This window comes from Pseudomonas sp. HMSC076A11 (assembly GCF_001810205.1).
Taxonomy (GTDB): Bacteria; Pseudomonadota; Gammaproteobacteria; order Pseudomonadales; family Pseudomonadaceae; genus Pseudomonas; species Pseudomonas aeruginosa.
In genome coordinates this window covers 1-21752 of sequence record NZ_KV800278.1, presented here as the reverse complement: position 1 = coordinate 21752, position 21752 = coordinate 1, and the positions used below count along the sequence as shown (strand labels likewise).

General features: G+C 66.9%; 19 protein-coding genes. 14 read left to right on the top strand and 5 right to left on the bottom strand.

The features are described from left to right. Window positions 1–191 precede the first annotated feature (191 nt). The 5 genes from HMPREF2716_RS05310 (at window position 192) to HMPREF2716_RS05290 (ending at window position 4634) form a co-directional block, all read left to right on the top strand. Window positions 192–1130, top strand: coding sequence for a choline ABC transporter substrate-binding protein (locus HMPREF2716_RS05310; RefSeq protein ID WP_003096718.1), 939 nt, complete (start codon window positions 192–194; stop codon window positions 1128–1130). 72 nt (window positions 1131–1202) lie between these two features. Continuing rightward, a complete protein-coding gene (locus HMPREF2716_RS05305; RefSeq protein WP_003096716.1) occupies window positions 1203–2087 on the top strand; it encodes a 3-dehydrocarnitine:acetyl-CoA trimethylamine transferase CdhC in 885 nt (294 codons plus the stop codon). Between the two features lie 50 nt (window positions 2088–2137). Continuing rightward, window positions 2138–3103 carry an L-carnitine dehydrogenase gene (locus tag HMPREF2716_RS05300; protein ID WP_003096713.1) on the top strand — a complete coding sequence of 322 codons (966 nt, stop codon included), beginning with the start codon at window positions 2138–2140 and terminating at the stop codon, window positions 3101–3103. A 50-nt stretch (window positions 3104–3153) separates the two neighbouring features. After that, complete coding sequence (locus HMPREF2716_RS05295) at window positions 3154–3633, top strand: thioesterase family protein (RefSeq protein ID WP_004351796.1); 480 nt, start codon at window positions 3154–3156, stop codon at window positions 3631–3633. 5 nt (window positions 3634–3638) lie between these two features. Next, entirely contained in the window at window positions 3639–4634 is a 996-nt protein-coding gene (locus HMPREF2716_RS05290) for an acylcarnitine hydrolase (RefSeq protein WP_023116424.1), read from the top strand. On the opposite strand, the gene HMPREF2716_RS05285 is transcribed toward HMPREF2716_RS05290, so the two are convergent. Beyond that, on the bottom strand, window positions 4578–5645 hold the full coding sequence (locus HMPREF2716_RS05285) for a YeiH family protein (RefSeq protein ID WP_003146698.1): 1068 nt from the start codon (window positions 5643–5645) through the stop codon (window positions 4578–4580). The two genes, HMPREF2716_RS05290 and HMPREF2716_RS05285, sit on opposite strands and share 57 nt — an antisense overlap. A gap of 107 nt (window positions 5646–5752) precedes the next feature. Between HMPREF2716_RS05285 and HMPREF2716_RS05280 the strand changes: the two genes are divergently transcribed. After that, entirely contained in the window at window positions 5753–6646 is an 894-nt protein-coding gene (locus HMPREF2716_RS05280; RefSeq protein ID WP_019682150.1) for a LysR family transcriptional regulator, read from the top strand. Between the two features lie 268 nt (window positions 6647–6914). Further along, the gene (locus HMPREF2716_RS05275; protein ID WP_003096701.1) at window positions 6915–7163 is read left to right on the top strand and encodes a hypothetical protein; all 249 of its coding nucleotides are present in this window, start codon (window positions 6915–6917) and stop codon (window positions 7161–7163) included. A gap of 46 nt (window positions 7164–7209) precedes the next feature. Here HMPREF2716_RS05275 and HMPREF2716_RS05270 read toward each other — a convergent pair whose 3' ends face one another. Further along, a complete protein-coding gene (locus HMPREF2716_RS05270; RefSeq protein ID WP_003096699.1) occupies window positions 7210–8313 on the bottom strand; it encodes a choline metabolism transcriptional regulator GbdR in 1104 nt (367 codons plus the stop codon). A gap of 419 nt (window positions 8314–8732) precedes the next feature. Beyond that, a complete protein-coding gene (locus HMPREF2716_RS05265; RefSeq protein WP_003111339.1) occupies window positions 8733–10109 on the bottom strand; it encodes an L-serine ammonia-lyase in 1377 nt (458 codons plus the stop codon). 463 nt (window positions 10110–10572) lie between these two features. On the opposite strand from HMPREF2716_RS05265, the gene HMPREF2716_RS05260 reads away from it, so the two are divergent. From HMPREF2716_RS05260 to choV, 3 genes are read left to right on the top strand one after another with little or no spacing between them, the layout of a single operon-like run. Further along, window positions 10573–11511 (top strand): choline ABC transporter substrate-binding protein, encoded by a 939-nt coding sequence (locus HMPREF2716_RS05260; RefSeq protein WP_070621833.1) that lies wholly within the window; start codon window positions 10573–10575, stop codon window positions 11509–11511. 41 nt (window positions 11512–11552) lie between these two features. Then, window positions 11553–12392 carry a choline ABC transporter permease subunit gene (choW, locus tag HMPREF2716_RS05255; protein ID WP_003096692.1) on the top strand — a complete coding sequence of 280 codons (840 nt, stop codon included), beginning with the start codon at window positions 11553–11555 and terminating at the stop codon, window positions 12390–12392. A 3-nt stretch (window positions 12393–12395) separates the two neighbouring features. Continuing rightward, entirely contained in the window at window positions 12396–13574 is a 1179-nt protein-coding gene (choV, locus tag HMPREF2716_RS05250) for a choline ABC transporter ATP-binding protein (protein WP_003096690.1), read from the top strand. A gap of 218 nt (window positions 13575–13792) precedes the next feature. On the opposite strand, the gene HMPREF2716_RS05245 is transcribed toward choV, so the two are convergent. Continuing rightward, window positions 13793–15343 (bottom strand): BCCT family transporter, encoded by a 1551-nt coding sequence (locus HMPREF2716_RS05245; protein ID WP_003104844.1) that lies wholly within the window; start codon window positions 15341–15343, stop codon window positions 13793–13795. 332 nt (window positions 15344–15675) lie between these two features. On the opposite strand from HMPREF2716_RS05245, the gene betI reads away from it, so the two are divergent. From betI to betA, 3 genes are all read left to right on the top strand, one after another. Continuing rightward, entirely contained in the window at window positions 15676–16269 is a 594-nt protein-coding gene (gene betI, locus HMPREF2716_RS05240; RefSeq protein ID WP_003096684.1) for a transcriptional regulator BetI, read from the top strand. A gap of 60 nt (window positions 16270–16329) precedes the next feature. Continuing rightward, window positions 16330–17802 carry a betaine-aldehyde dehydrogenase gene (gene betB, locus HMPREF2716_RS05235; RefSeq protein WP_003104846.1) on the top strand — a complete coding sequence of 491 codons (1473 nt, stop codon included), beginning with the start codon at window positions 16330–16332 and terminating at the stop codon, window positions 17800–17802. Between the two features lie 135 nt (window positions 17803–17937). After that, complete coding sequence (betA, locus tag HMPREF2716_RS05230) at window positions 17938–19623, top strand: choline dehydrogenase (protein WP_003104848.1); 1686 nt, start codon at window positions 17938–17940, stop codon at window positions 19621–19623. Window positions 19624–19668: 45 nt separating this feature from the next. On the opposite strand, the gene HMPREF2716_RS05225 is transcribed toward betA, so the two are convergent. Continuing rightward, a complete protein-coding gene (locus tag HMPREF2716_RS05225; protein WP_003096677.1) occupies window positions 19669–20073 on the bottom strand; it encodes an acyl-CoA thioesterase in 405 nt (134 codons plus the stop codon). Between the two features lie 287 nt (window positions 20074–20360). Between HMPREF2716_RS05225 and HMPREF2716_RS05220 the strand changes: the two genes are divergently transcribed. After that, a complete protein-coding gene (locus HMPREF2716_RS05220) occupies window positions 20361–21677 on the top strand; it encodes an MFS transporter (RefSeq protein ID WP_003104851.1) in 1317 nt (438 codons plus the stop codon). Window positions 21678–21752: the final 75 nt, after the last annotated feature.

Here is a 21752-nt window from a genome sequence, read left to right as displayed (position 1 = left end):
GTTGCGCAGCCTGTGTGTAGCGCAGGCCCGCCGCGCTTGGCAATGGCCAGGTCGCTGCAGTGCAAGAGCTGGTCGCCGCAGTGCGCTTCGCCGCCGTCCCGGCTGCGTACCTTGGTCGCCAGGGTCGGTCTCGCAAGGGGCCGGCGCCCACCTCGCAGAAAAACAATCAATAGCCGCACGAGGGGAGACCGATGAAGACGACGATTCGCCAGCTGGGCTGCGCCCTGCTGATCCTGGCCAGTGGCGCCGCCCTGGCCGCCGAACCCGAGCAGTGCCGCACGGTGCGCCTGGGCACGGTGAACTGGACCGACGTGGTCGCCAGCAGCGCCGTGGCCGAAGCCTTGCTCGACGGCCTGGGCTACCAGGTGAAGCAGACCAGCGCCTCGCAACAGATCGTCCTGGCCGGCCTGGCCGACAAGCAGCTGGACCTGTTCCTCGGCTACTGGCAACCGACCATGCAGCCGGTCGCCAGGCCTTACCTGGACAAAGGCCGGATCGAAGTGATCGAGCCGCCGACCCTGGCCGACGCGCAGTCCACCTATGCGGTGCCGAGCTACGTCGCCGAGGGCGGGCTGAAGACCTTCGCCGACATCGCCCGCTTCAAGGACAAGCTTGGCGGCCGCATCTACGCTATCGAGCCGGGCAGCGGCTCGAACCGCATCACCCGGAAGATGATCGACGACAACCGTTTCGGCCTGAAGGGCTTCCAGCTGGTGGAGTCCAGCGAGGCCGGGATGCTCACGGCGGTGAAGCGGGCGATCAAGCGCAAGCAGTGGGTGGTGTTCTTCGGCTGGAAGCCGCATCCGATGAACCTGCAGATCGACATGACCTACCTCACCGGCAGCGAGGATGTGTTCGGTCCCGACGAAGGCGCGGCCACCGTCTCCACCATGACCGCCGCCGGCTACCAGGCGCAGTGCGGCAACGTCGCCCGGCTGCTGCACAACCTGCGCTTCAGCAGCGCCCAGGTCAGCCAGGTGATGGCGCCGATCCTCGATCGCACCCAGCCCCTCGACGCCGCGCGGCAGTGGCTGAAGGCCAACCCCGAGCCGCTGAAGGCCTGGCTGGATGGCGTGAGCACCTTCGACGGCAAGGACGGCCTGGCCGCGCTCCAGGCCTCGCTGAAGTAACCCGCACCTATCCGTTCCGCCCGGCGCGGCCGGGCGGGGCTTCGTACACCCCGAATACAGGAAGCTACCACCGTGAACCATGAAGTCATCGTCACCTGCGCGGTGACCGGCGCCGGCGATACCGTCGGCCGGCATCCGGCGATCCCGGTCACCCCGAAACAGATTGCCGAGGCCGCCATCGAGGCGGCCAGGGCCGGCGCCACCGTCGCCCACTGCCATGTCCGCGACCCCGCCACCGGCAAGCCCAGCCGCGACGTGGCGCTGTACCGTGAAGTGGTCGAGCGTATCCGCGAAAGCGACACCGACGTGATCATCAACCTCACCGCCGGCATGGGCGGCGACCTGGAGATCGGCAAGGGCGAGCAGCCCCTGGAGTTCGGTGCCGGCACCGACCTGGTCGGCCCGCTGGAGCGGCTCAGGCATGTCGAGGAGCTGCTGCCGGAAATCTGCACCCTGGACTGCGGCACCCTCAATTTCGGCGACGGCGACTACATCTACGTCTCCACCCCTGCGCAACTGCGCGCCGGCGCCCGGCGCATCACCGAGCTGGGGGTCAAGGCCGAGCTGGAAATCTTCGATACCGGCCACCTCTGGTTCGCCAAGCAGATGCTCAAGGAAGGGCTGCTGGAGGATCCGCTGTTCCAGATCTGCCTGGGCATTCCCTGGGGCGCGCCGGCCGATACCACGACCATGAAGGCGATGGCCGACAACCTGCCGCCGGGGGCGACCTGGGCCGGCTTCGGCATCGGCCGCACGCAGATGCCGATGGTCGCCCAGGCCATGTTGCTGGGCGGCAACGTGCGGGTCGGCCTGGAGGACAACATCTGGCTGGACAAGGGCGTGCCGGCGAGCAACGGCAGCCTGGTGGAGCGCGCCATCGAGATCATCGAGCGCCTCGGCGGGCGCGCCCTGAGCCCGGCGGAAGGGCGCCGCAGGATGAACCTGAAGCCGCGCTGATTTCTTCCTCCCCGCCCCGTCGGGGGCGGGAACAACTTCTGGAGATGTCCATGTCCTTCGTCACCGAGATCAAGACCTTCGCCGCCCTCGGTAGCGGCGTCATCGGCAGCGGCTGGATCGCCCGCGCCCTGGCCCACGGCCTCGACGTCGTCGCCTGGGATCCGGCGCCGGGCGCCGAAGCGGCGTTGCGCGCGCGCGTCGCCAATGCCTGGCCGGCCTTGCGGAAACAGGGCCTGGCGCCCGGCGCGGCGCAGGAGCGCCTGCGCTTCGTCGCGAGCATCGAGGAATGCGTGGGCGACGCCGATTTCATCCAGGAGAGCGCCCCCGAGCGGCTCGACCTGAAGCTCGACCTGCACGCCAGGATCAGCGCCGCGGCGCGGCCCGACGTGCTGATCGGTTCCTCCACCTCGGGCCTGCTGCCCAGCGAGTTCTACGCCGAGGCGAGCCACCCCGAGCGCTGCCTGGTCGGCCACCCGTTCAACCCGGTCTACCTGCTGCCGCTGGTGGAGGTGGTCGGCGGTGAACGCACCGCTGCCGAGGCCGTGCGGGCGGCGATGCGGGTCTACGAATCGCTGGGCATGCGTCCGCTGCACGTACGCAAGGAAGTGCCCGGCTTCATCGCCGACCGCTTGCTCGAGGCGCTCTGGCGCGAGGCGCTGCACCTGGTCAACGACGGCGTGGCCACGACCGGCGAGATCGACGATGCGATCCGCTTCGGCGCCGGCCTGCGCTGGTCGTTCATGGGCACCTTCCTGACCTACACCCTGGCCGGTGGTAACGCCGGCATGCGCCACTTCATGGCGCAGTTCGGCCCGGCGCTGCAATTGCCCTGGACCTACCTGCCGGCGCCGGAACTCACCGAGGCCCTGATCGACCGGGTGGTGGAGGGCACCGCCGAGCAGCAGGGCGCGCGCAGCATCGCCGAGCTCGAGCGCTACCGCGACGACTGCCTGCTGGCGGTGCTCGGGGCGATCAGGGAAACCAAGGCCCGGCACGGCTTCGCCTTCGCCGAGTGACATGACGCGCCTTCCGCCCCGCCGGGCGTAGCGCAACCACGGAGCCTGCCATGAGCCAAGTCCTGACGACCTACGAGACGCCGGTCCTGCCCGAGTGGGTGGACTACAACGGCCACTTGCGCGATGCCTTCTACCTGCTGGTGTTCAGCTACGCCACCGATGCGCTGATGGCGCATATCGGCCTGGACAGCCAGAACCGCAACGCCAGCGGACACTCGCTGTTCACCCTGGAATGCCACCTGAACTTCCTCCATGAGGTGAAGGAGGGCGCCAGGGTCGAGGTGCGTACGCAACTGCTCGGTCACGATCGCAAGCGCCTGCATATCCACCATGCCCTGTACCTGCCTGGCAGCGGGCAGGCGCTGGCGCTGAGCGAGCAGATGCTGCTCCACGTCAGCCTCGACGGCCCGCGCTCGGTACCGTTCGAAGGCGAGGTGCTGGCGCGGGTCGAGGCGCTCGCCGAGGCACATCGCGCGCTCCCCGTGCCGGAAGGCGTCGGTCGGGTGATCGGCCTGCCGCCGGTGCGCTGAGCGCGATGGCTGCGAAGTATCCGCTGTCTCCGGCGATGTGGCGCTTCGTCGAGCACAGCCGGGCGTTCGCCAGCGACAGTCCGCGCCTGGATGCGCAACGTGCGGCCTACGCGCGGATGTGCCAGGCGTTCGCGCCGCCGCGCCCGGCCGGTTTGCGGGTGCTCGACTCCTGCTTGCCGGCCGCGCCGCCGGTGCGCGTGCGCCGCTATCGCCCCGACCGCCCGGCACCGCCCGGTGGCTGGCCGGCGCTGCTCTACCTGCACGGTGGCGGCTGGATGCTCGGCGGCCTCGATTCACACGATTTCATCTGCGCCGACCTGGCGGCGCGCCTGGGCCTGCTGGTGCTGGCGGTGGATTACCGACTGGCGCCGGAGCATCCGTTCCCGGCGGCATTGCAGGATTGCCTGCGTGCCTGGCAGGCGCTGAGCCTGGGCGAGCTGGACGAAGCGCTGGATGGGCGACGCCTGCTGGTGGCCGGCGACAGCGCCGGCGGCAACCTGGCGGCGGCGCTGTGCCTGGCACTGCGCGATGGCGGCGCGCCGTCGCCGGCCGCGCAGATATTGCTCTATCCCTTGCTGTCCGCTGCGCCATCGCCCTCGCGGATCGACTGCGCCGACGCGCCGTTGCTCGGCCTCGGCGATGTGCAGGCGTGCCTGGACGCCTACCTGCCGCTGGCGGCGCTGCACCGACAGCCGCTGGCGCTACCCCTGGAGGCCGCTGATTTCACTGGCCTGCCGCCGGCCTTCGTGGCGGTTGCCGAATTCGATCCGCTGCGCGACGACGGCGAGCGCTATGGCGCAGCGCTACGCGCGGCGGGTGGCGAGGCAGGGTTCTATCCGGGAAGCGGGCTGATCCATGGCTGCTTGCGCGGCCACGGCATCGACGAGGTGGAAGCCCTGCACGAGGCCTTGCGGCGGGCCGTGCAGGGCTTCCTGGCGGAGGACTCAGGCGAGCGCCAGGCGGGTGAGGAATCCACCGCCGAGCACCAGCCAGGCGAATAGCAGGGCGGCCAGCAGCAGCGGCTTGAGGCCGGCGCGGCGGATCGCCGAGAGGTGCGTGCCGAGGCCGAGGCCGGCCATTGCCATGGCCAGGAGGAAGGTGTCGAGGTCGTTGACGTGGCTGACCAGCGCCGGCGGCAGGCTGACCAGCGAGTTGAGCCCGGCGACCAGTACGAAGCCGACGGCGAACCAGGGAATGGTGATCTTGGTCGCGCCGCTGTGCTGCCGGCGGTGCGCCTTGTCGCGTGCCAGCCAGGCCGAGAGCAGGATCAGGAAGGGCGCCAACATCATTACCCGGACCATCTTGGCGATCACTGCGGTATCCGCTGCCTCGATGCCGATCGAGCGACCCGCGGCGACCACCTGGGCCACCTCGTGCACCGTGGCACCGATGTACACGCCCCAGGTGCCAGGGTCGCGCGGTAGCAGCCCCCAGTCCTGGTCGAGCTGGAACAGCGCCGGATAGAGGAAGATGCCCAGGGTGCCGAACACCACCACGGTGGAAACCGCCACCGCGACCTGTTCGGCGCGGCCACGCACGACCGGCTCGGTGGCCATCACCGCGGCGGCGCCGCAGATCGAACTGCCGGCGCCGATCAGCAGGGTGGTGGTGCGGTCCAGGCCGAACAGCCGGGTGCCGAGCAGGCACGCCAGGCCGAAGGTGCTGGCGAGCATCAGGGCGTCCAGCAGCACGCCGTGCAATCCGACGCCGGCGATGTCCTGGAAGGTCAGGCGCAGGCCGTAGAGGATGATCCCGGCGCGCAGCAGGATCTGCTTGGAGAAGCCGACGCCGGCGGCGCTGCCGGCGGCGATCCGAGGGTACAGGGTGTTGCCGACGACGATGCCGAGCACGATGGCCAGGGTCAGCGCGCTGATGCCGTTGTGCTGCAACCATTGCGAACGACCCAGGAGGATCGCCACGCCGGCCAGGGCGGCGCTGAGCAGCAGGCCGGGGATGAGTTTCTGGACCTGGGCCAGGGGTCTGGTACCGGTCTTGACGGGGAGGGTGTGCATCCTTCGCTCCTCAGGTGAGGTCACGGGACGCAGGTTAGGTAGCGGGCATGAATTTGTGAAACGAATAGTTTCTGTATTAAATACCTGAAAAACAGGTAGGTGAGTCCATGGCCCTCAGTTTCCGTCAGCTCCAGATCTTCTGTGCGGTGGCTCGCTGCGGCAGTACCACGGCGGCGGCGGAATCCATCTCGCTGTCGCAGTCGGCCACCAGCGCCGCGCTCAACGAGCTGGAATCGCAGCTTTCCACGCGCCTGTTCGACCGGGTCGGCAAGCGCCTGCAACTGAACGAGGTCGGCCGCCGCTTCCTGCCCCAGGCATTGCGCCTGCTCGACGGGGTGGCGCAACTGGAGCAGCAGTTCGCGGTTTCCGCCGCGCCCCAGGCGAGCCTGACGGTGGCGGCCAGCAGCACCATCGGCAACTACGTGCTGCCGCGCCTGCTGGCCTCCTTCGAGCGGGAGCAGCCGGGCGTGAGGGTCAACGCCAGCATCGGCAACACCGGTTCGGCGGTGCAGGACGTGGTGACCTTCGCGGCGGACATCGGCCTCATCGAAGGCCCCTGCCACGAGCCGGGCCTGCGGGTGGAGCCCTGGCTCGAGGACAGCCTGATCGTGGTGGCGGCGCCCGGCCACCCGCTGGCCTCGCGCACCCAGGTCTCCCGCGAGGCCCTGCGCCGCGCGCGCTGGCTGCTGCGCGAGCCCGGCTCGGGCACGCGCGAGGAGGTCAGCCACGCCCTGCTGGGCCACCTGCATTACCTGGAAGACAGCCTGGACCTGGGCAGCTCCGAGGCGATCAAGCACAGCGTCGCCGCCGGGCTGGGCATCAGTTGCCTGTCGCGCTGGGTGGTCGAGGAACAGTTGGCCTCCGGCGCGCTGGTCGAACTGCGCAGCAGCCTGCCGCCGTTGCGCCGGCGCTTCTACATGCTGCGCCAGCGCGACAAGTTCCTCTCGCCGGGCTTCGAGCGTTTCTGGGAACACTGTCGGGCGGGAGTCGGCGCCGGCTAGCCGGCTTCCGGCAAAAAAATCCCCCTGCCGCGCCCGACGCGCGGAGGGGGATGAAAAAGGAGCCAGGAACGGCCCTCAGTGTGAGTCTGGCGTTTTCCGGAAGCCGTCCGCTGCATTCCGCAAGCCGCTGGAGGCGATTGTGGCGGTGTCGCTGGCGGTCGAATTAGCCGAAAACGACCTGCCCATGTCCAGGCGGGACAGCCCCCTTGCCGGGAGCGACGTGGGCTTAGCAGAATCGATGGCAATCCCCATCGAAGGAGCTGCCGCGATGATGCACGCCGATCTGATCGACCAGGACGATTTCCGCGAACGCCTGCAGGCGCTGGGCTTCAGCGTGCCGCCGGACTCGACTCCGGAGCAGGCCTGCGAATACGCCGTGCGCGGCCTCAGTCCGGAGCGCGCCCAGGCGCTGCGGCGGCTGGTGGAGGACATGCTCGGCGGGCACGCCACGCTGCTCCCGGCGGTGCGCGAGGCGATTTCCCGGCAACTGCTGCCGGCGCTGGTGCCGCGGGGCTGACAAGGCCCTGCCCGCTCCCGTGGATGGGGCGGGCAGGGACGCGCCGTCAGATCCGCACGCTGGCGAAGGTCGACTCGCCCTGCGCCTGGCTCAGGGCCGACAGCGCCGAGGAGTTGGGCATCAACGCCAGGTCCTGCGGGATCGGCATCAGCACCACCGGCTGGCCCAGCGGCTGGCCCTGGCGCTCGTCGCGCGGCGGGATGCCGAAGTACTCGCGGTAGCATTTGGAGAAGTGCGGGGTGGAGACGAAGCCGCAGACCGAGGCCACCTCGATGATCGACATGGACGTCTGCTTGAGCAACTGGCGGGCGCGGATCAGGCGCAGCTTCAGGTAGTAGCGCGACGGCGAGCAGTGCAGGTACTTCTGGAACAGCCGCTCGAGCTGGCGACGCGAGACGTTGACGTAGACCGCCAGTTCGTCGAGGTCGATCGGTTCCTCCAGGTTGGCCTCCATCAGCGCGACGATCTCCTGCAACTTCGGCTGGTTGGTGCCGAGCATGTGCTTGAGCGGCACGCGCTGGTGGTCCTGCTCGTTGCGGATGCGCTCGTAGATGAACATCTCGGAGATCGCCGCCGACAGCTCGCGGCCATGCTCGCGGCCGATCAGGTGCAGCATCATGTCCATCGGCGCGGTGCCGCCGGAAGAGGTGAAGCGGTTGCGGTCGATGGAGAACAGGCGGGTGCTCATGGCCACCCGGGGGAAGGCTTCCTGCATCGCCGCCAGGCATTCCCAGTGCACGCTGCAATCGTAGCCGTCGAGCAGGCCGGCGCGGGCCAGCGCCCAACTGCCGGTGCACACCGCGCCGAGGCGCCGACCCTGGCGGGCCTGGGCCTGGAGGAAAGTGACGTGCTCGCGGGTGACGCTGCGCTGGATGCCGACGCCGCCGCAGACGATCACGCAATCCACCGCCGGGGCGTTGTCGGTACCGGCGTCGGGGGTGATCTGCAGGCCGTCGCTGGCCCAGACCTGGCGGCCGTCCAGGCTCAGCGTATGCCAGCGGTAGAGTTCGCGTCCCGAGAGCTGGTTGGCCATGCGCAACGGTTCCACCGCCGAGGCCAGGGAGATCAGGGTGAAGTTGTCCAGCAGCAGGAAGCCGATGGACTGCGGATTTCGGTTCTGTGGTGGGACTCCGGGCGCGTACGTGGTCATGGGTGTATCTCCTCACGCTGAGCAAGCAGGCCTCTCACGAGGCTTTTTTTATGATTGTTGGAATTTCCGGGTGGCTGCTTGGGCCACGCCGTCGGCGTTGCTTGTAACCAGAGCAAGGCAAATGCCATGCCTATATTGATTGGGCGTTCAATCAAAAAAGCCGGAAGGCTTTAGCCCGGTATTTCCACTCGGACCTGGCACAACGACAGCATGGGCGACGGCTGGCGGCGCGCCGCGCGCCTGGGCATTTCGGTAGCACCAGGGCGGCCCCCGGCGAGAAGCCGGGGCAGCGGCCGTGGCGACAAAGGTAACGACGGGCGGCGAGCCGTTACTCCGCAGTGTGACGGATGACGACCGCCCGGTCACGCGTCATATGCGCCAAAAAGTGGCGTCTCGATCGTTTCGTGAGCAATTCCGGTTCAGCACTCGATGGCGTTCACCGCCAGGCCCCCGCGCGAGGTTTCCTTGTACTTGTCGTGCATGTCGGCACCGGTGTCGCGCATGGTGCGGATCACCTTGTCCAGCGAGATGAAATGCTGGCCGTCGCCGCGCAAGGCCATTTGCGCCGCGTTGATGGCCTTCACCGCGGCGATCGCGTTGCGCTCGATACAGGGCACCTGGACCAGCCCGCCGACCGGGTCGCAGGTCAGCCCGAGGTTGTGCTCCAGGCCGATCTCGGCGGCGTTCTCGACCTGCGCCGGGGTGGCGCCGAGGACTTCCGCCAGTCCGGCGGCGGCCATCGCGCAGGCCGAGCCGACCTCGCCCTGGCAGCCGACCTCGGCGCCGGAGATCGAGGCGTTCTTCTTGCACAGGATGCCCACCGCGGCGGCGGCCAGCAGGTAGTCGACGACGTCGCGGTCCTGGGCGTCGGGATTGAACTTCATATAGTAGTGCAGCACCGCCGGGATGATCCCCGCCGCGCCGTTGGTGGGCGCGGTGACCATGCGCCCGCCGGCGGCGTTCTCCTCGTTCACCGCCAGGGCGAACAGGTTGACCCATTCCATGGCGCTGAGGGTCGAGCCGATCACGTTGGGCTTGCCGATCTCCTGCAGGTTGCGGTGCAGGCGCGCGGCGCGGCGTTGCACGTTGAGCCCGCCGGGAAGGATGCCTTCGTTGCGCAACCCGTTGTCGACGCAATCGCGCATCGCCTGCCAGATGCGCCGCAGGCCTTCGCGGATGTCGGTCTCGCTGCGCCAGATGCGTTCGTTGGCCAGCATCAGCTCGGATACCCGCAGGTTGTGGCGCTTGCACAGCAGCAACAGTTCCTCGGCGCTGGAGAAGTCGTAGGGCAGCACCGTGTGGTCCTGGTCGAGCTGTCCCGAGGCGGCCTGTGCCGCATCGACCACGAAGCCGCCACCCACCGAGTAGTAGGTCTCCTGGTGCAGTTCGCCTTGCTCGCCGTAGGCGACCAGGGTCATGGCGTTGGGGTGGTAGGGCAGGTTCTCGTCGAGCAGGCGCATGTCGCGCACCCAGTCGAACGGTACCGCCACGCGGCCGTCCAGTTGCAGCAGGCCGCTATCGAGCAGCGCGGCCATGCGTGGGGCGATCTGGGTCGGGTCGATACGATCCGGCCATTCGCCCATCAGGCCCATGATCACCGCGCGATCGGTGCCGTGGCCGACGCCGGTGGCGGACAGCGAGCCATACAGGCGCACTTCGAGACGCCGCACCGCCGACAGCGCCTGGCGCTGGCGCAGGGCAGCGGTGAACAGCGCGGCGGCGCGCATGGGGCCGACGGTATGCGAACTGGACGGGCCGATACCGATCTTGAAAAGGTCGAACACACTGATAGCCATGCCGGCCTCCGGGATTGCCGCGGCATCCGTGCCTGCGTAGTGGGGGTGGCGGCTCCTCCGCCCGCGATTCCTGCGCATCATCGGGCTTTCCCCGGGGCGGGCCGCATCCGCCACCGACCCGGCCATGTCCAAAAGCGCCGCGTCCGCGCCCGGATCGGGGAACCTCTGCGGCCGAGGGGCGTCTGCACCTGCACGGCGTCGGAATGAGAACGGGCTCGCGCCGCTCCGAAAACGGCATCCGCTGGTCGCCGGCAAAGACCACTATGATTGAATGCGACACAGCGGGTACTGAATGCGACCCCGCCTGCACTGGTTGCGACCCACCCTGTAGGCGACGGATGCGTCCTGTTTCATGATCGTTCACGAATTGCCCGCTGAGGGCCGCTACCGGTCGGCCCGATACAGACAGACCGCCGCGCCCTTCGGGGTAGCGCCGGCGCCTTACCCTGCAGAGGAGTTCGCTATGAAAGGTTGCAAGTCTTGGCTGCTGGCCGTGTCTCTGTGCGCACCGCTGGCAGCCCAGGCCGCGGAGCCCGAATCCTGTGCGTCGGTGCGTTTCGCCGACGTCGGCTGGACCGACATCACAGTGACCACTGCGGTCACCCGCCAGGTCCTCGAGTCCCTCGGCTACAAGACCAAGGTCAATCTGCTCTCGGTGCCGGTGACCTACCGCTCCCTGGCCAACAACGACCTCGACGTATTCCTGGGCAACTGGATGCCCACCATGACCAACGACATCAAGCAGTACGCCGAGAAAGGTACGGTCGAGACACTGCGCGCCAACCTGGAGGGCGCCAAGTACACCCTGGCGGTTCCCCAGTACGTCTACGACGGCGGCCTGCGCAGCTTCGCCGATATCGCGAAGTTCTCCGACAAGCTGGGCAACAAGATCTACGGCATCGAGCCGGGCAACGACGGCAACCGCGTCGCCCAGAGCATGATTGACAAGAACGCCTTCGAACTGGGCAAGTTCAAGTTGGTGGAATCCAGCGAGGCGGGCATGCTCTCGCAGGTGCAGCGGGCCATCCGGCGCAACCAGTGGGTGGTGTTCCTCGGCTGGGAGCCGCACCCCATGAATACCCGCTTCCAGATGAAGTACCTGGAAGGCGGCGACGACTTCTTCGGCCCCAACTATGGCGGCGCGACCATCTACACCAACGTGCGCAAGGGCTACGCCCAGGAGTGCGCCAACGTCGGCCAACTGCTGAAGAACCTCAGCTTCACCCTCGAGATGGAGAACAAGCTGATGGACGCGGTACTCAACGAAAACAAGAAACCCGAGGAAGCCGCTAAGGCCTGGTTGAAGGATCACCCGGAACAGCTGGATGCCTGGCTGGCCGGTGTCCCCCCCCGCGACGGGCAGCCTGCCGCAGCCGCGGCCAAGCTGGCGTTCGCCAAGTAGGCGACCGGTCGTTCATTTCCCGCTCTTGATGGACCCTGATTATGTTCCTGACTGATCACAAGCTCCCGCTGGGAGAGCAGATCGCCGGTTTCGTCGACTGGCTGACCCTGCATGGCGCATCGTTCTTCGACAAGATCTCCGACACCCTTGAGTTCCTCATCCATGGCGTCACCAACGGCTTGCTCTGGTTCAACCCGCTGGTGCTGATCGCCTTGCTGGTAGGGCTGGTGCATTTCATCCAGCGCAGCTGGGGGCTGACCGTGTTCGCCCTGGCCTCGTTGCTGCTGATCCTCAACCTGGGCTACTGGCAGGAGACCATGGAAACCCTCGCCCAGGTGATATTCGCCACCCTGGTGTGCATCGCCGTAGGCGTGCCGCTGGGCATCGTCGCCGCGCACAAGCCGTGGTTCTACACCGCGCTGCGGCCGCTGCTGGACCTGATGCAGACGGTGCCGACCTTCGTCTACCTGATCCCGACCCTGACCCTGTTCGGTCTCGGCGTGGTGCCGGGCCTGATCTCCACGGTGATCTTCGCCGTCGCCGCGCCAATCCGCCTGACCTGCCTGGGTATCCAGGACGTTCCGGCGGAGCTGCTCGACGCCGGCAAGGCCTTCGGCTGCTCGCGCTGGCAACTGCTGACGCGCATCGAGCTGCCGCACGCGATGCCGAGCATTGCCGCCGGCATCACCCAATGCATCATGCTCTCCCTGTCGATGGTGGTGATCGCCGCGCTGGTCGGCGCCGATGGCCTCGGCAAGCCGGTGGTGAACGCGCTGAACACCGCCGACATCTCCCTCGGCTTCGAAGCCGGCCTGGCCATCGTCCTGCTCGCCATCCTGCTCGACCGGGTGTGCAAGCAGCGCGCCGTGAAGGGGAAATAAGCCATGACCGCGATCCGATTCGACCATGTGGACGTCATCTTCGGCACCCACACCAAGGAAGCCCTGAAGCTCCTCGACCAGGGCCTCGGCCGCGCCGAGATCCTCAAGCGCACCGGCCAGGTGCTCGGCGTCGAGGACGCCTGCCTGGACGTCAACCGCGGCGAGATCTGCGTGCTGATGGGACTTTCCGGCTCCGGCAAGTCGAGCCTGCTGCGCTGCATCAACGGCCTGAACAAGGTCAGCCGCGGCAAGCTGCTGATCGAGCACGAAGGTTCGCAGGTGGACATCGCCAACTGCTCGCCGGCGACCCTCAAGGCCATGCGCACCAAGCGCATCGCCATGGTGTTCCAGAAGTTCGCCCTGATGCCCTGGCTGACGGTGGCCGAGAACGTCGGCTTCGGCCTGGAGATGCAGGGCCGTCCGGCCGCCGAGCGGAAGAAGCTGATCGACGAGAAGCTCGAGCTGGTCGGTCTCTCGCAGTGGCGCGACAAGCGTCCTGACTCGCTCTCCGGCGGCATGCAGCAGCGCGTCGGCCTGGCTCGCGCGCTGGCGATGGATGGCGACATCCTGCTGATGGACGAACCGTTCTCCGCCCTCGACCCGCTGATCCGCCAGCAATTGCAGGACGAACTGCTGGTGCTGCAACGGCAACTGCACAAGACCATCGTGTTCGTCAGCCACGACCTCGACGAGGCGCTGAAGATCGGCACCCGCATCGCGATCATGAAGGACGGCCGGATCATCCAGCACGGCAAGCCGGAAGAGATCGTGCTGAGCCCCGCGGACGACTACGTGCGTACCTTCGTCGCCCATACCAACCCGCTCAACGTGCTGTGCGGCCAGAGCCTGATGCGTGGCCTCGACCAGTGCATCCGGCAGAACGACGAGATCTGCTTCGACCAGGGCCGCGACTGCTGGATCGGTCTCAGCGAAGGCGACGTGCTCAAGGGCGCGCGCCAGGGCAGCAACGTCATCGACCTGCAACGCTGGCGCCAGGGCGACCCGGTGGAGAAGCTGCGCCGCGAACCGACACTGGTGGATGTCAGCATCCGTATGCGCGATGCCCTGCAGATTCGCTACCAGACCGGCCACAAGCTGGTCCTTCAGGAGCAGGACAGGGTGGTCGGGGTGCTCGGCGACAGCGAGCTGTATCACGCGCTGCTGGGCAAGAACCTCGGCTGATCCCCCACGGCCCCGCTCGGGGCCGCTACGAATGCCCGGCGCTGCCGGGCATTCGCGTTTACCCTCCGCGCTTTTTCCGCCTGCTCTTCCTGTCCCACACTCCCGCGCGCTGGTTCCTGCGGCATGCGCCGGGCGCCGGGTGGCAGAAAAGAAAGGCCCGGCGAAACGCCGGGCCAAGTACGCACCTGATTGGCGAGGGCGCCCTAGCGGCGCCGGGTTCAGGTCTGGGGCTGGGTTGGCGCCGGCACCGGCTGGTAGGTGCGGCGGTCGCCGACCTGGGCCTCGTAGTCGGCGCGCATGGCCTTGTGCAGGCCGAACATGAACAGGATCAGCACCGCCGAGAACGGCAGCCCGGCGAGCACCACGACGGTTTGCATCGCCGTGAAGTTGCCGGCGAACAGCAGGCCGATGGTGACTAGCGTGACGACGGCCGACCAGAGGATACGCAGCCAGTTCGGCGCGTCCTCGTCCAGCTCGCCGCCGCTGCGCGAGAGATTGGCCAGCATCACCGAGCCGGAATCCGCCGGGGTGAGGAACAGCACGAAGCCGACGAAGATCGACAGGCCGATGACGATCTTCGACAGCGGATAGTGTTCCAGCAGCAGGTAGATCGACATCGACGGCTGTTCCAGCGCGGCCTTGCCCAGGTCGGTCGCGCCGTGGTTCATCACCAGGTCCAGGGCGCTGTTGCCGAATACCGACAGCCAGGCCAGGGTGAAGCCCAGCGGGATCAGCAGCACCCCGCAGACCAGTTCGCGCACGCTGCGACCGCGGGAGATGCGGGCGATGAACATACCGACGAAGGGCGCCCAGGAAATCCACCAGGCCCAGTAGAACAGGGTCCACAGGCCCAGCCATTCCTCGCTCTTGCCGGCGCCGGCACCGGTGTAGACGTAGAGGTCGAAGGTCTTCAGCACCAGGCCGTCGAGATAGTCGCCGAGGTTCTGTACGAAGCCGTTGAGCAGTTCCAGGGTCGAACCGCAGACCAGCACGAACAGCAGCAGCGAGCTGAACAGCACGATATTCAGGTTGGACAGCCGGCGGATGCCTTTCTCGACACCGGAGACCGCCGCCAGGGTGGCGACCAGGCTCATCGCCAGGATCACCGCCAGCAGGGTGCCTTTGCTGTGCGGCATGCCGGTCAGGTACTCGAGACCGGACGACACCTGCAAGGCGCCGATGCCCAGGTTGGTCACCAGCCCGAGAAGGGTGACGAAGATGCCGAAGCAATCCACCGCGTGGCCCGCGGCGCCTTTCACCCAGCGCTCGCCGAGGATCGGATAGAGCGCCGAGCGCAACGCCAGCGGCTGGCGATGGCGGTAGGCGAAATAACCGACGGCGAGGCCGACCAGGGCATAGATCGCCCAACCGTGCAGGCCCCAGTGGAGGAAGGTCAGTTGCAGCGCCTGGCGCGCCGCCTGAGGGCTGCCGGGAACGCCTTCGGGTGGATGGTAGAGGTGGTCGATCGGCTCGGATGCGGCGAAGTAGAGCAGCGAGATGCCGATCCCGGAGGAGAACAGCATGCCGGCCCAGGCGCCGTAGCTGAAGTCCGGCTTTTCATGCTCCTCGCCGAGCTTGAGGGTGCCGAAGCGCGAGAAGGCCACCCAGGCGACGAAGAACAGGTAGGCGCCGATGGCCAGCATGTAGTACCAGCCGAAGCTGTGCGACAGCCACGCCTGGATGCGGCCGAGCAAGGCTCCGGCGCTGTCGGGATAGAGGATGAGGGCGGCGGTCAGAACCAGGATCAGTGCGGTCGAGCCGAAGAACACGATCGGATTCAGACGTACCTGCTCGTTTGTTTTTATTGGCGAAGCAGTACTCATTGGAGGATGACCCCATGGCAGTGAAAGCATGGCGGCTTATGGCCGCGGACTACAGACACAGCATTGCCACCCCACTTGAAGCCCGGATTCTGCGATCCTTGGCGGACTTCGGCGACGAGGTGATGAACGGCGCGGGCCAGGTTGCACGCAGGCTGGGAGCCGCTCATGGACGCCGAGCTTATTCTTAGTTGATTGAACGTTCAATAAAAACAAAATAGACTGGCCACCAATGACGTCGGTCGGTGCCCGCACGCACCCATCGACGAGAGGAGATAGCAATGCCCAAGGTCGGTATGCAGCCCATCCGCCGCTCGCAACTGATTCACGCCACCCTGGAGGCGGTCGATCAGGTCGGCATGGGAGACGCCAGCATCGCCCTGATAGCCCGCCTGGCGGGTGTTTCCAACGGCATCATCAGCCACTACTTCCAGGACAAGAACGGCTTGCTGGAAGCGACCATGCGGCACCTGCTCAGCGCCTTGAGCAAGGCCGTACGCGAACGCCGCGCGGCGCTCTACGACGACAGTCCGAGGGCGCACCTGCGAGCCATCGTCGAAGGCAACTTCGACGACAGCCAGGTCAATGGTCCGGCGATGAAGACCTGGCTGGCGTTCTGGGCGACCAGCATGCACCAGCCGGCACTGCGTCGATTGCAGCGGGTCAACGACCATCGCCTGTATTCGAACCTGTGCTACCAGTTCCGCCGCCAGCTCTCGGCGGACGACGCCCGCGCCGCGGCACGCGGCCTGGCGGCCCTGATCGACGGCCTGTGGTTGCGTGGCGCGCTGACCGGCGACGCCTTCGATACCGACGAGGCCCTGAACATCGCTTACGACTACCTCGACCAGCAGTTGGCAAAACAGTCGGGGTAGGGACGAAAACCCCCGCGGCGCCGCCTTGCGCCTGCGATACCGATAAGAGAGGACTGCAACATGGCCCGATTCGAAGAACAGAAGCTCTACATTGGCGGTCGCTACGTGGAGGCCAGCAGTGGCGCCACCTTCGAGACCATCAACCCGGCCAACGGCGAAGTGCTCGCCAAGGTCCAGCGGGCTTCCAGGGAAGACGTCGAGCGGGCCGTGCAGAGCGCCGTCGAGGGGCAGAAGGTGTGGGCGGCGATGACCGCCATGCAGCGCTCGCGCATTCTCCGTCGCGCCGTCGACATCCTCCGCGAGCGCAACGACGAACTGGCTGCCCTGGAAACCCTGGATACCGGCAAGCCGCTGGCGGAAACCCGCTCGGTGGACATCGTCACCGGCGCCGACGTGCTCGAGTACTACGCCGGCCTGGTCCCGGCCATCGAAGGCGAGCAGATTCCCCTGCGCGAAACCAGTTTCGTCTACACCCGCCGCGAGCCGCTGGGCGTGGTCGCCGGCATTGGCGCCTGGAACTACCCGGTGCAGATCGCCCTGTGGAAATCCGCCCCGGCCCTCGCTGCCGGCAACGCGATGATCTTCAAGCCCAGCGAAGTCACCCCGCTGACCGCCCTCAAGCTGGCCGAGATCTACACCGAGGCCGGCGTGCCGGACGGCGTGTTCAACGTGCTCACCGGCAGCGGACGCGAAGTCGGCCAGTGGCTGACCGAGCACCCGCTGATCGAGAAGATCTCCTTCACCGGTGGCACCTCCACCGGCAAGAAAGTCATGGCCAGTGCTTCCAGCTCGTCGCTGAAGGAAGTGACCATGGAGCTGGGCGGCAAGTCCCCGCTGATCATCTTCCCCGACGCAGACCTCGACCGCGCCGCCGACATCGCCGTCATGGCCAACTTCTTCAGCTCCGGCCAGGTCTGCACCAACGGCACCCGGGTGTTCATCCACCGTTCCCAGCAGGCCCGCTTCGAAGCCAAGATACTGGAGCGCGTGCAGCGCATCCGTCTCGGCGACCCGCAGGACGAGAACACCAACTTCGGCCCGCTGGTCAGCTTCCCGCACATGGAAAGCGTGCTCGGCTACATCGAGTCCGGCAAGGCGCAGAAGGCTCGCCTGCTGTGCGGCGGCGAGCGTGTGACCGATGGAGCGTTCGGCAATGGCGCCTACGTCGCGCCGACCGTGTTCACCGATTGCAGCGACGACATGACCATCGTCCGCGAGGAAATCTTCGGCCCGGTGATGAGCATCCTGGTCTATGACGACGAAGACGAGGCGATCCGCCGCGCCAACGATACCGAGTACGGCCTCGCCGCCGGCGTCGTGACCCAGGACCTGGCCCGCGCCCACCGCGCCATCCATCGCCTGGAAGCCGGCATCTGCTGGATCAATACCTGGGGCGAGTCGCCGGCGGAAATGCCGGTCGGCGGTTACAAGCAATCCGGTGTCGGTCGCGAGAACGGTCTCACCACCCTGGCTCATTACACTCGCATCAAGTCCGTGCAAGTGGAGCTGGGCGACTACGCCTCGGTGTTCTGAGCCTCGACGCAGCGCTCGAACCCCTAACCAGGCCGGTCCCAGGCAACGCTCCCTGACACCGGCCATTCCGAACTTCCAGACACCGGCGCGCCAGCGTCGCGGCCGGTGTCATGCCGAGAAAAGAGGAAGGCCTGCATGTCCCAGGAATTCGACTACATCATCATCGGAGCCGGCTCTGCCGGTAACGTACTCGCTACCCGCCTCACCGAAGATGCCGACGTCAGCGTCCTGCTGCTCGAAGCCGGCGGTCCCGACTACCGCTTCGACTTCCGCACCCAGATGCCGGCGGCCCTTGCCTTCCCGCTGCAGGGGCGGCGCTACAACTGGGCCTACGAGACCGACCCCGAGCCCTACATGAACAACCGCCGCATGGAGTGCGGTCGCGGCAAGGGCCTGGGCGGCTCCTCGCTGATCAACGGCATGTGCTACATCCGCGGCAACGCCCTGGACTTCGACGGCTGGGCCAAGGAGCCGGGCCTCGAGGACTGGAGCTACCTCGACTGCCTGCCGTACTTCCGCAAGGCGGAAACCCGGGACATCGGCCCCAACGACTACCATGGCGGCGACGGCCCGGTCAGCGTGACCACGCCGAAGGCCGGCAACAACCCACTGTTCCATGCGATGGTCGAGGCCGGCGTGCAGGCCGGCTACCCGCGAACCGATGACCTCAACGGTTACCAGCAGGAAGGCTTCGGCCCCATGGACCGGACCGTCACCCCGGAGGGCCGTCGCGCCGCCACCGGGCGCGGCTACCTGGACCAGGCCCGCGGCCGGCCCAACCTGACCATCGTCACCCACGCCCTGAGCGACCGCATCCTGTTCAGCGGCAAGCGCGCCATCGGCGTCTCCTACCTGGTGGGCAACGGCGACAACCCGGTCACCGCCCACGCCCGCCGCGAAGTATTGGTGTGCAGCGGCGCGATCGCCTCGCCGCAATTGCTGCAACGCTCCGGCGTCGGCCCGGCGGCCCTGCTGCGCGACCTGGACATCCCGGTGGTGCATGACCTGCCGGGCGTCGGCGCCAACCTGCAGGATCATCTGGAACTCTACCTGCAGTACGCCTGCAAGCAGCCGGTGTCGATCTACCCGGCGACCAAATGGTGGAACCAGCCGGCCATCGGTGCCCAGTGGCTGTTCCTCGGCAAGGGCCTCGGCGCCAGCAACCAGTTCGAGGCTGGCGGCTTCATCCGAACCCGCGAAGCGTTCGAATGGCCGAACATCCAGTTCCATTTCCTCCCGGTGGCGATCAACTACAACGGCAGCAAGGGCGTGCAGGAGCACGGCTTCCAGGCGCACATGGGCTCGATGCGCTCGCCGAGCCGCGGGCGCATCCACCTGAAGTCCAGGGACCCGCGCCAGCATCCGAGCATCCTGTTCAACTACATGTCCCACGAGCAGGACTGGCAGGAGTTCCGCGACGGCATCCGGCTGACCCGCGAGATCATGAACCAGCCGGCGCTGGACCCCTATCGGGGCCGCGAGTTGAGCCCTGGGGTGAGCGTGCAGTCGGACGCCGAACTCGACGAGTTCATCCGCAACCATGCTGAGACCGCTTTCCACCCATCCTGCTCGTGCAAGATGGGCAGCGACGACATGGCGGTGGTCGATGGCCAGGGACGGGTCCATGGCATGGAAGGACTGCGAGTGGTGGATGCGTCGATCATGCCGCTGATCATCACCGGCAACCTCAATGCCACCACCATCATGATGGCCGAGAAGATCGCCGACAGGATCCGCGGTCGCCAGCCGCTGCCGCGCAGCACGGCGAAGTACTACGTGGCCGGGGATGCGCCGGTACGCGGCAACCCCGTGCGGGCCTGAGGAACGCGCAAACAAGAACGCCGGCGATAGCCGGCGTTCCTGCGTCTAGCCCCGGCGTGGCGGGACCGGGCGGGTGCGCCCGCTGCCATCGATGGCGACGAACACGAACACCGCCTCGGTGACTTTGCGCCATTCGCTGGACAGCGGGTCGTCGCTCCACACCTCGACCAGCATGCGGATCGAGCTGCGGCCGACTTCCAGGGTCTGGGTATAGAAGGAAAGCTGGGCACCTACCGCGACCGGCACCATGAAGGCCATGCGGTCGATGGCGACGGTGGCGATACGGCCGCCGGCGATCTTGCTGGCCATGGCGGTTCCCGCCAGGTCCATCTGGGATACCAGCCAACCGCCGTAGATATCGCCGAAACCGTTGGTTTCGCGCGGCAGCGCGGTAATCTGCAAGGCCAGGTCTCCCTGGGGAATGGGGTCTTCTTGTTCAAGCTCGATCATAGGTAAGGGCCTCGTGCCCCCCGGATTTCTTGTTCAAGCGCGGTTTAGGGGAAAACTCTCCCAAAACGCCTGCCGGTGCAAGGTCTTGGGACAGCTTTCAGAGGCGCCCGGGCATTATATAGAGGAGTAGGGCAGCCGACGACCGCCCGGTTCTCTCTTCGACCGACTGTGTGGACATTCGTCGATTTGCTATGGTTTCGCTCCTGCGTCCCCGGGTCGCAGGTCGACACGCCTGCCGGTCGAACCCCGCTCATGCTTGCTGAACGAATAAAGAGAACAATCCCGACATGCCATCCGCGAATGCTCCCGAGGCGCCGGCCCAGCGTCCATTGACCCGCAGCGACTACAAGACCCTGTCCCTCTCCGCCCTGGGTGGAGCGCTGGAGTTCTACGACTTCATCATCTTCGTGTTCTTCGCCACCGTGGTCGGCAAGCTGTTCTTCCCGGCGGACATGCCGGAATGGCTGCGTCAGCTGCAAACCTTCGGCCTGTTCGCCGCCGGCTACCTGGCGCGGCCGCTGGGCGGCGTGATCATGGCCCACTTCGGCGACCTGCTCGGGCGCAAGCGCATGTTCACCCTGAGCATCTTCATGATGGCGGTGCCGACCCTGATCATGGGCCTGCTTCCGACCTACGCGCAGATCGGCATCTGGGCGCCCCTGGCGCTGCTCCTGCTGAGGGTGATCCAGGGCGCCGCGATTGGCGGGGAGGTGCCGGGGGCTTGGGTCTTCGTCGCCGAGCATGTACCGGCACGGCATGTCGGTTATGCCTGCGGGACGCTGACTTCCGGCCTGACGGCGGGCATCCTGCTGGGCTCGCTGGTGGCTACTGCGATCAATAGCTTCTATAGCGCGACAGAGGTGCAGGACTACGCCTGGCGGATACCCTTCCTGCTCGGCGGGGTGTTCGGCCTGTTCTCGGTCTATCTGCGCCGCTGGCTGCACGAGACGCCGGTATTCGCCGAGCTGCAGCAGCGCAAGGCGCTGGCAGAGGAAGTGCCGTTGAAAGCTGTGGTCCGCGATCATCGTGGCGCCGTCCTGGTGTCGATGCTGCTGACCTGGGTGCTGTCGGCCGCGATCGTGGTGGTCATCCTGATGACCCCTACCGTGCTGCAGAGCGTATACGGCTTCGATGCCGCCACGGCGCTCAAGGCCAACAGCCTGGCGATCGTCTGCCTGACCCTTGGCTGCATCGTCGCCGGGCGCATGGCGGATCGTTACGGCGCGGGGCTGACTTTCGTTGCCGGTAGCGTGCTGCTGGCGCTGGTGTCCTGGAGCTTCTACGGCAACCTCAAGGCCCACCCGGACTGGCTCTTTCCTTTATATGCACTGACCGGCTTCTTCGTCGGCATCGTCGGCGCCGTTCCCTACGTGATGGTCAATGCGTTCCCACCGGTTGTGCGTTTCTCCGGCCTGTCCTTTTCCTACAACCTGGCCTACGCCATCTTCGGTGGGCTGACGCCGATGGCGGTGGCCCTGCTGCTCAAGCAGAGCCCGATGGGGCCGGCTTACTACGTGGTCACTCTGTGCCTGGTCGGCTTCCTCGTCGGGCTCTACCTGCTGGCGCAGAAAAAGCCGGCTGGCGAGGCGGTTTCGGTGGGCTGAAAGCGCTTCCGGCGGTTATTTGAATTATTTTTGAAATAATCGTTGACGCCAGTTTCTATCTCCCTATAATGCGCA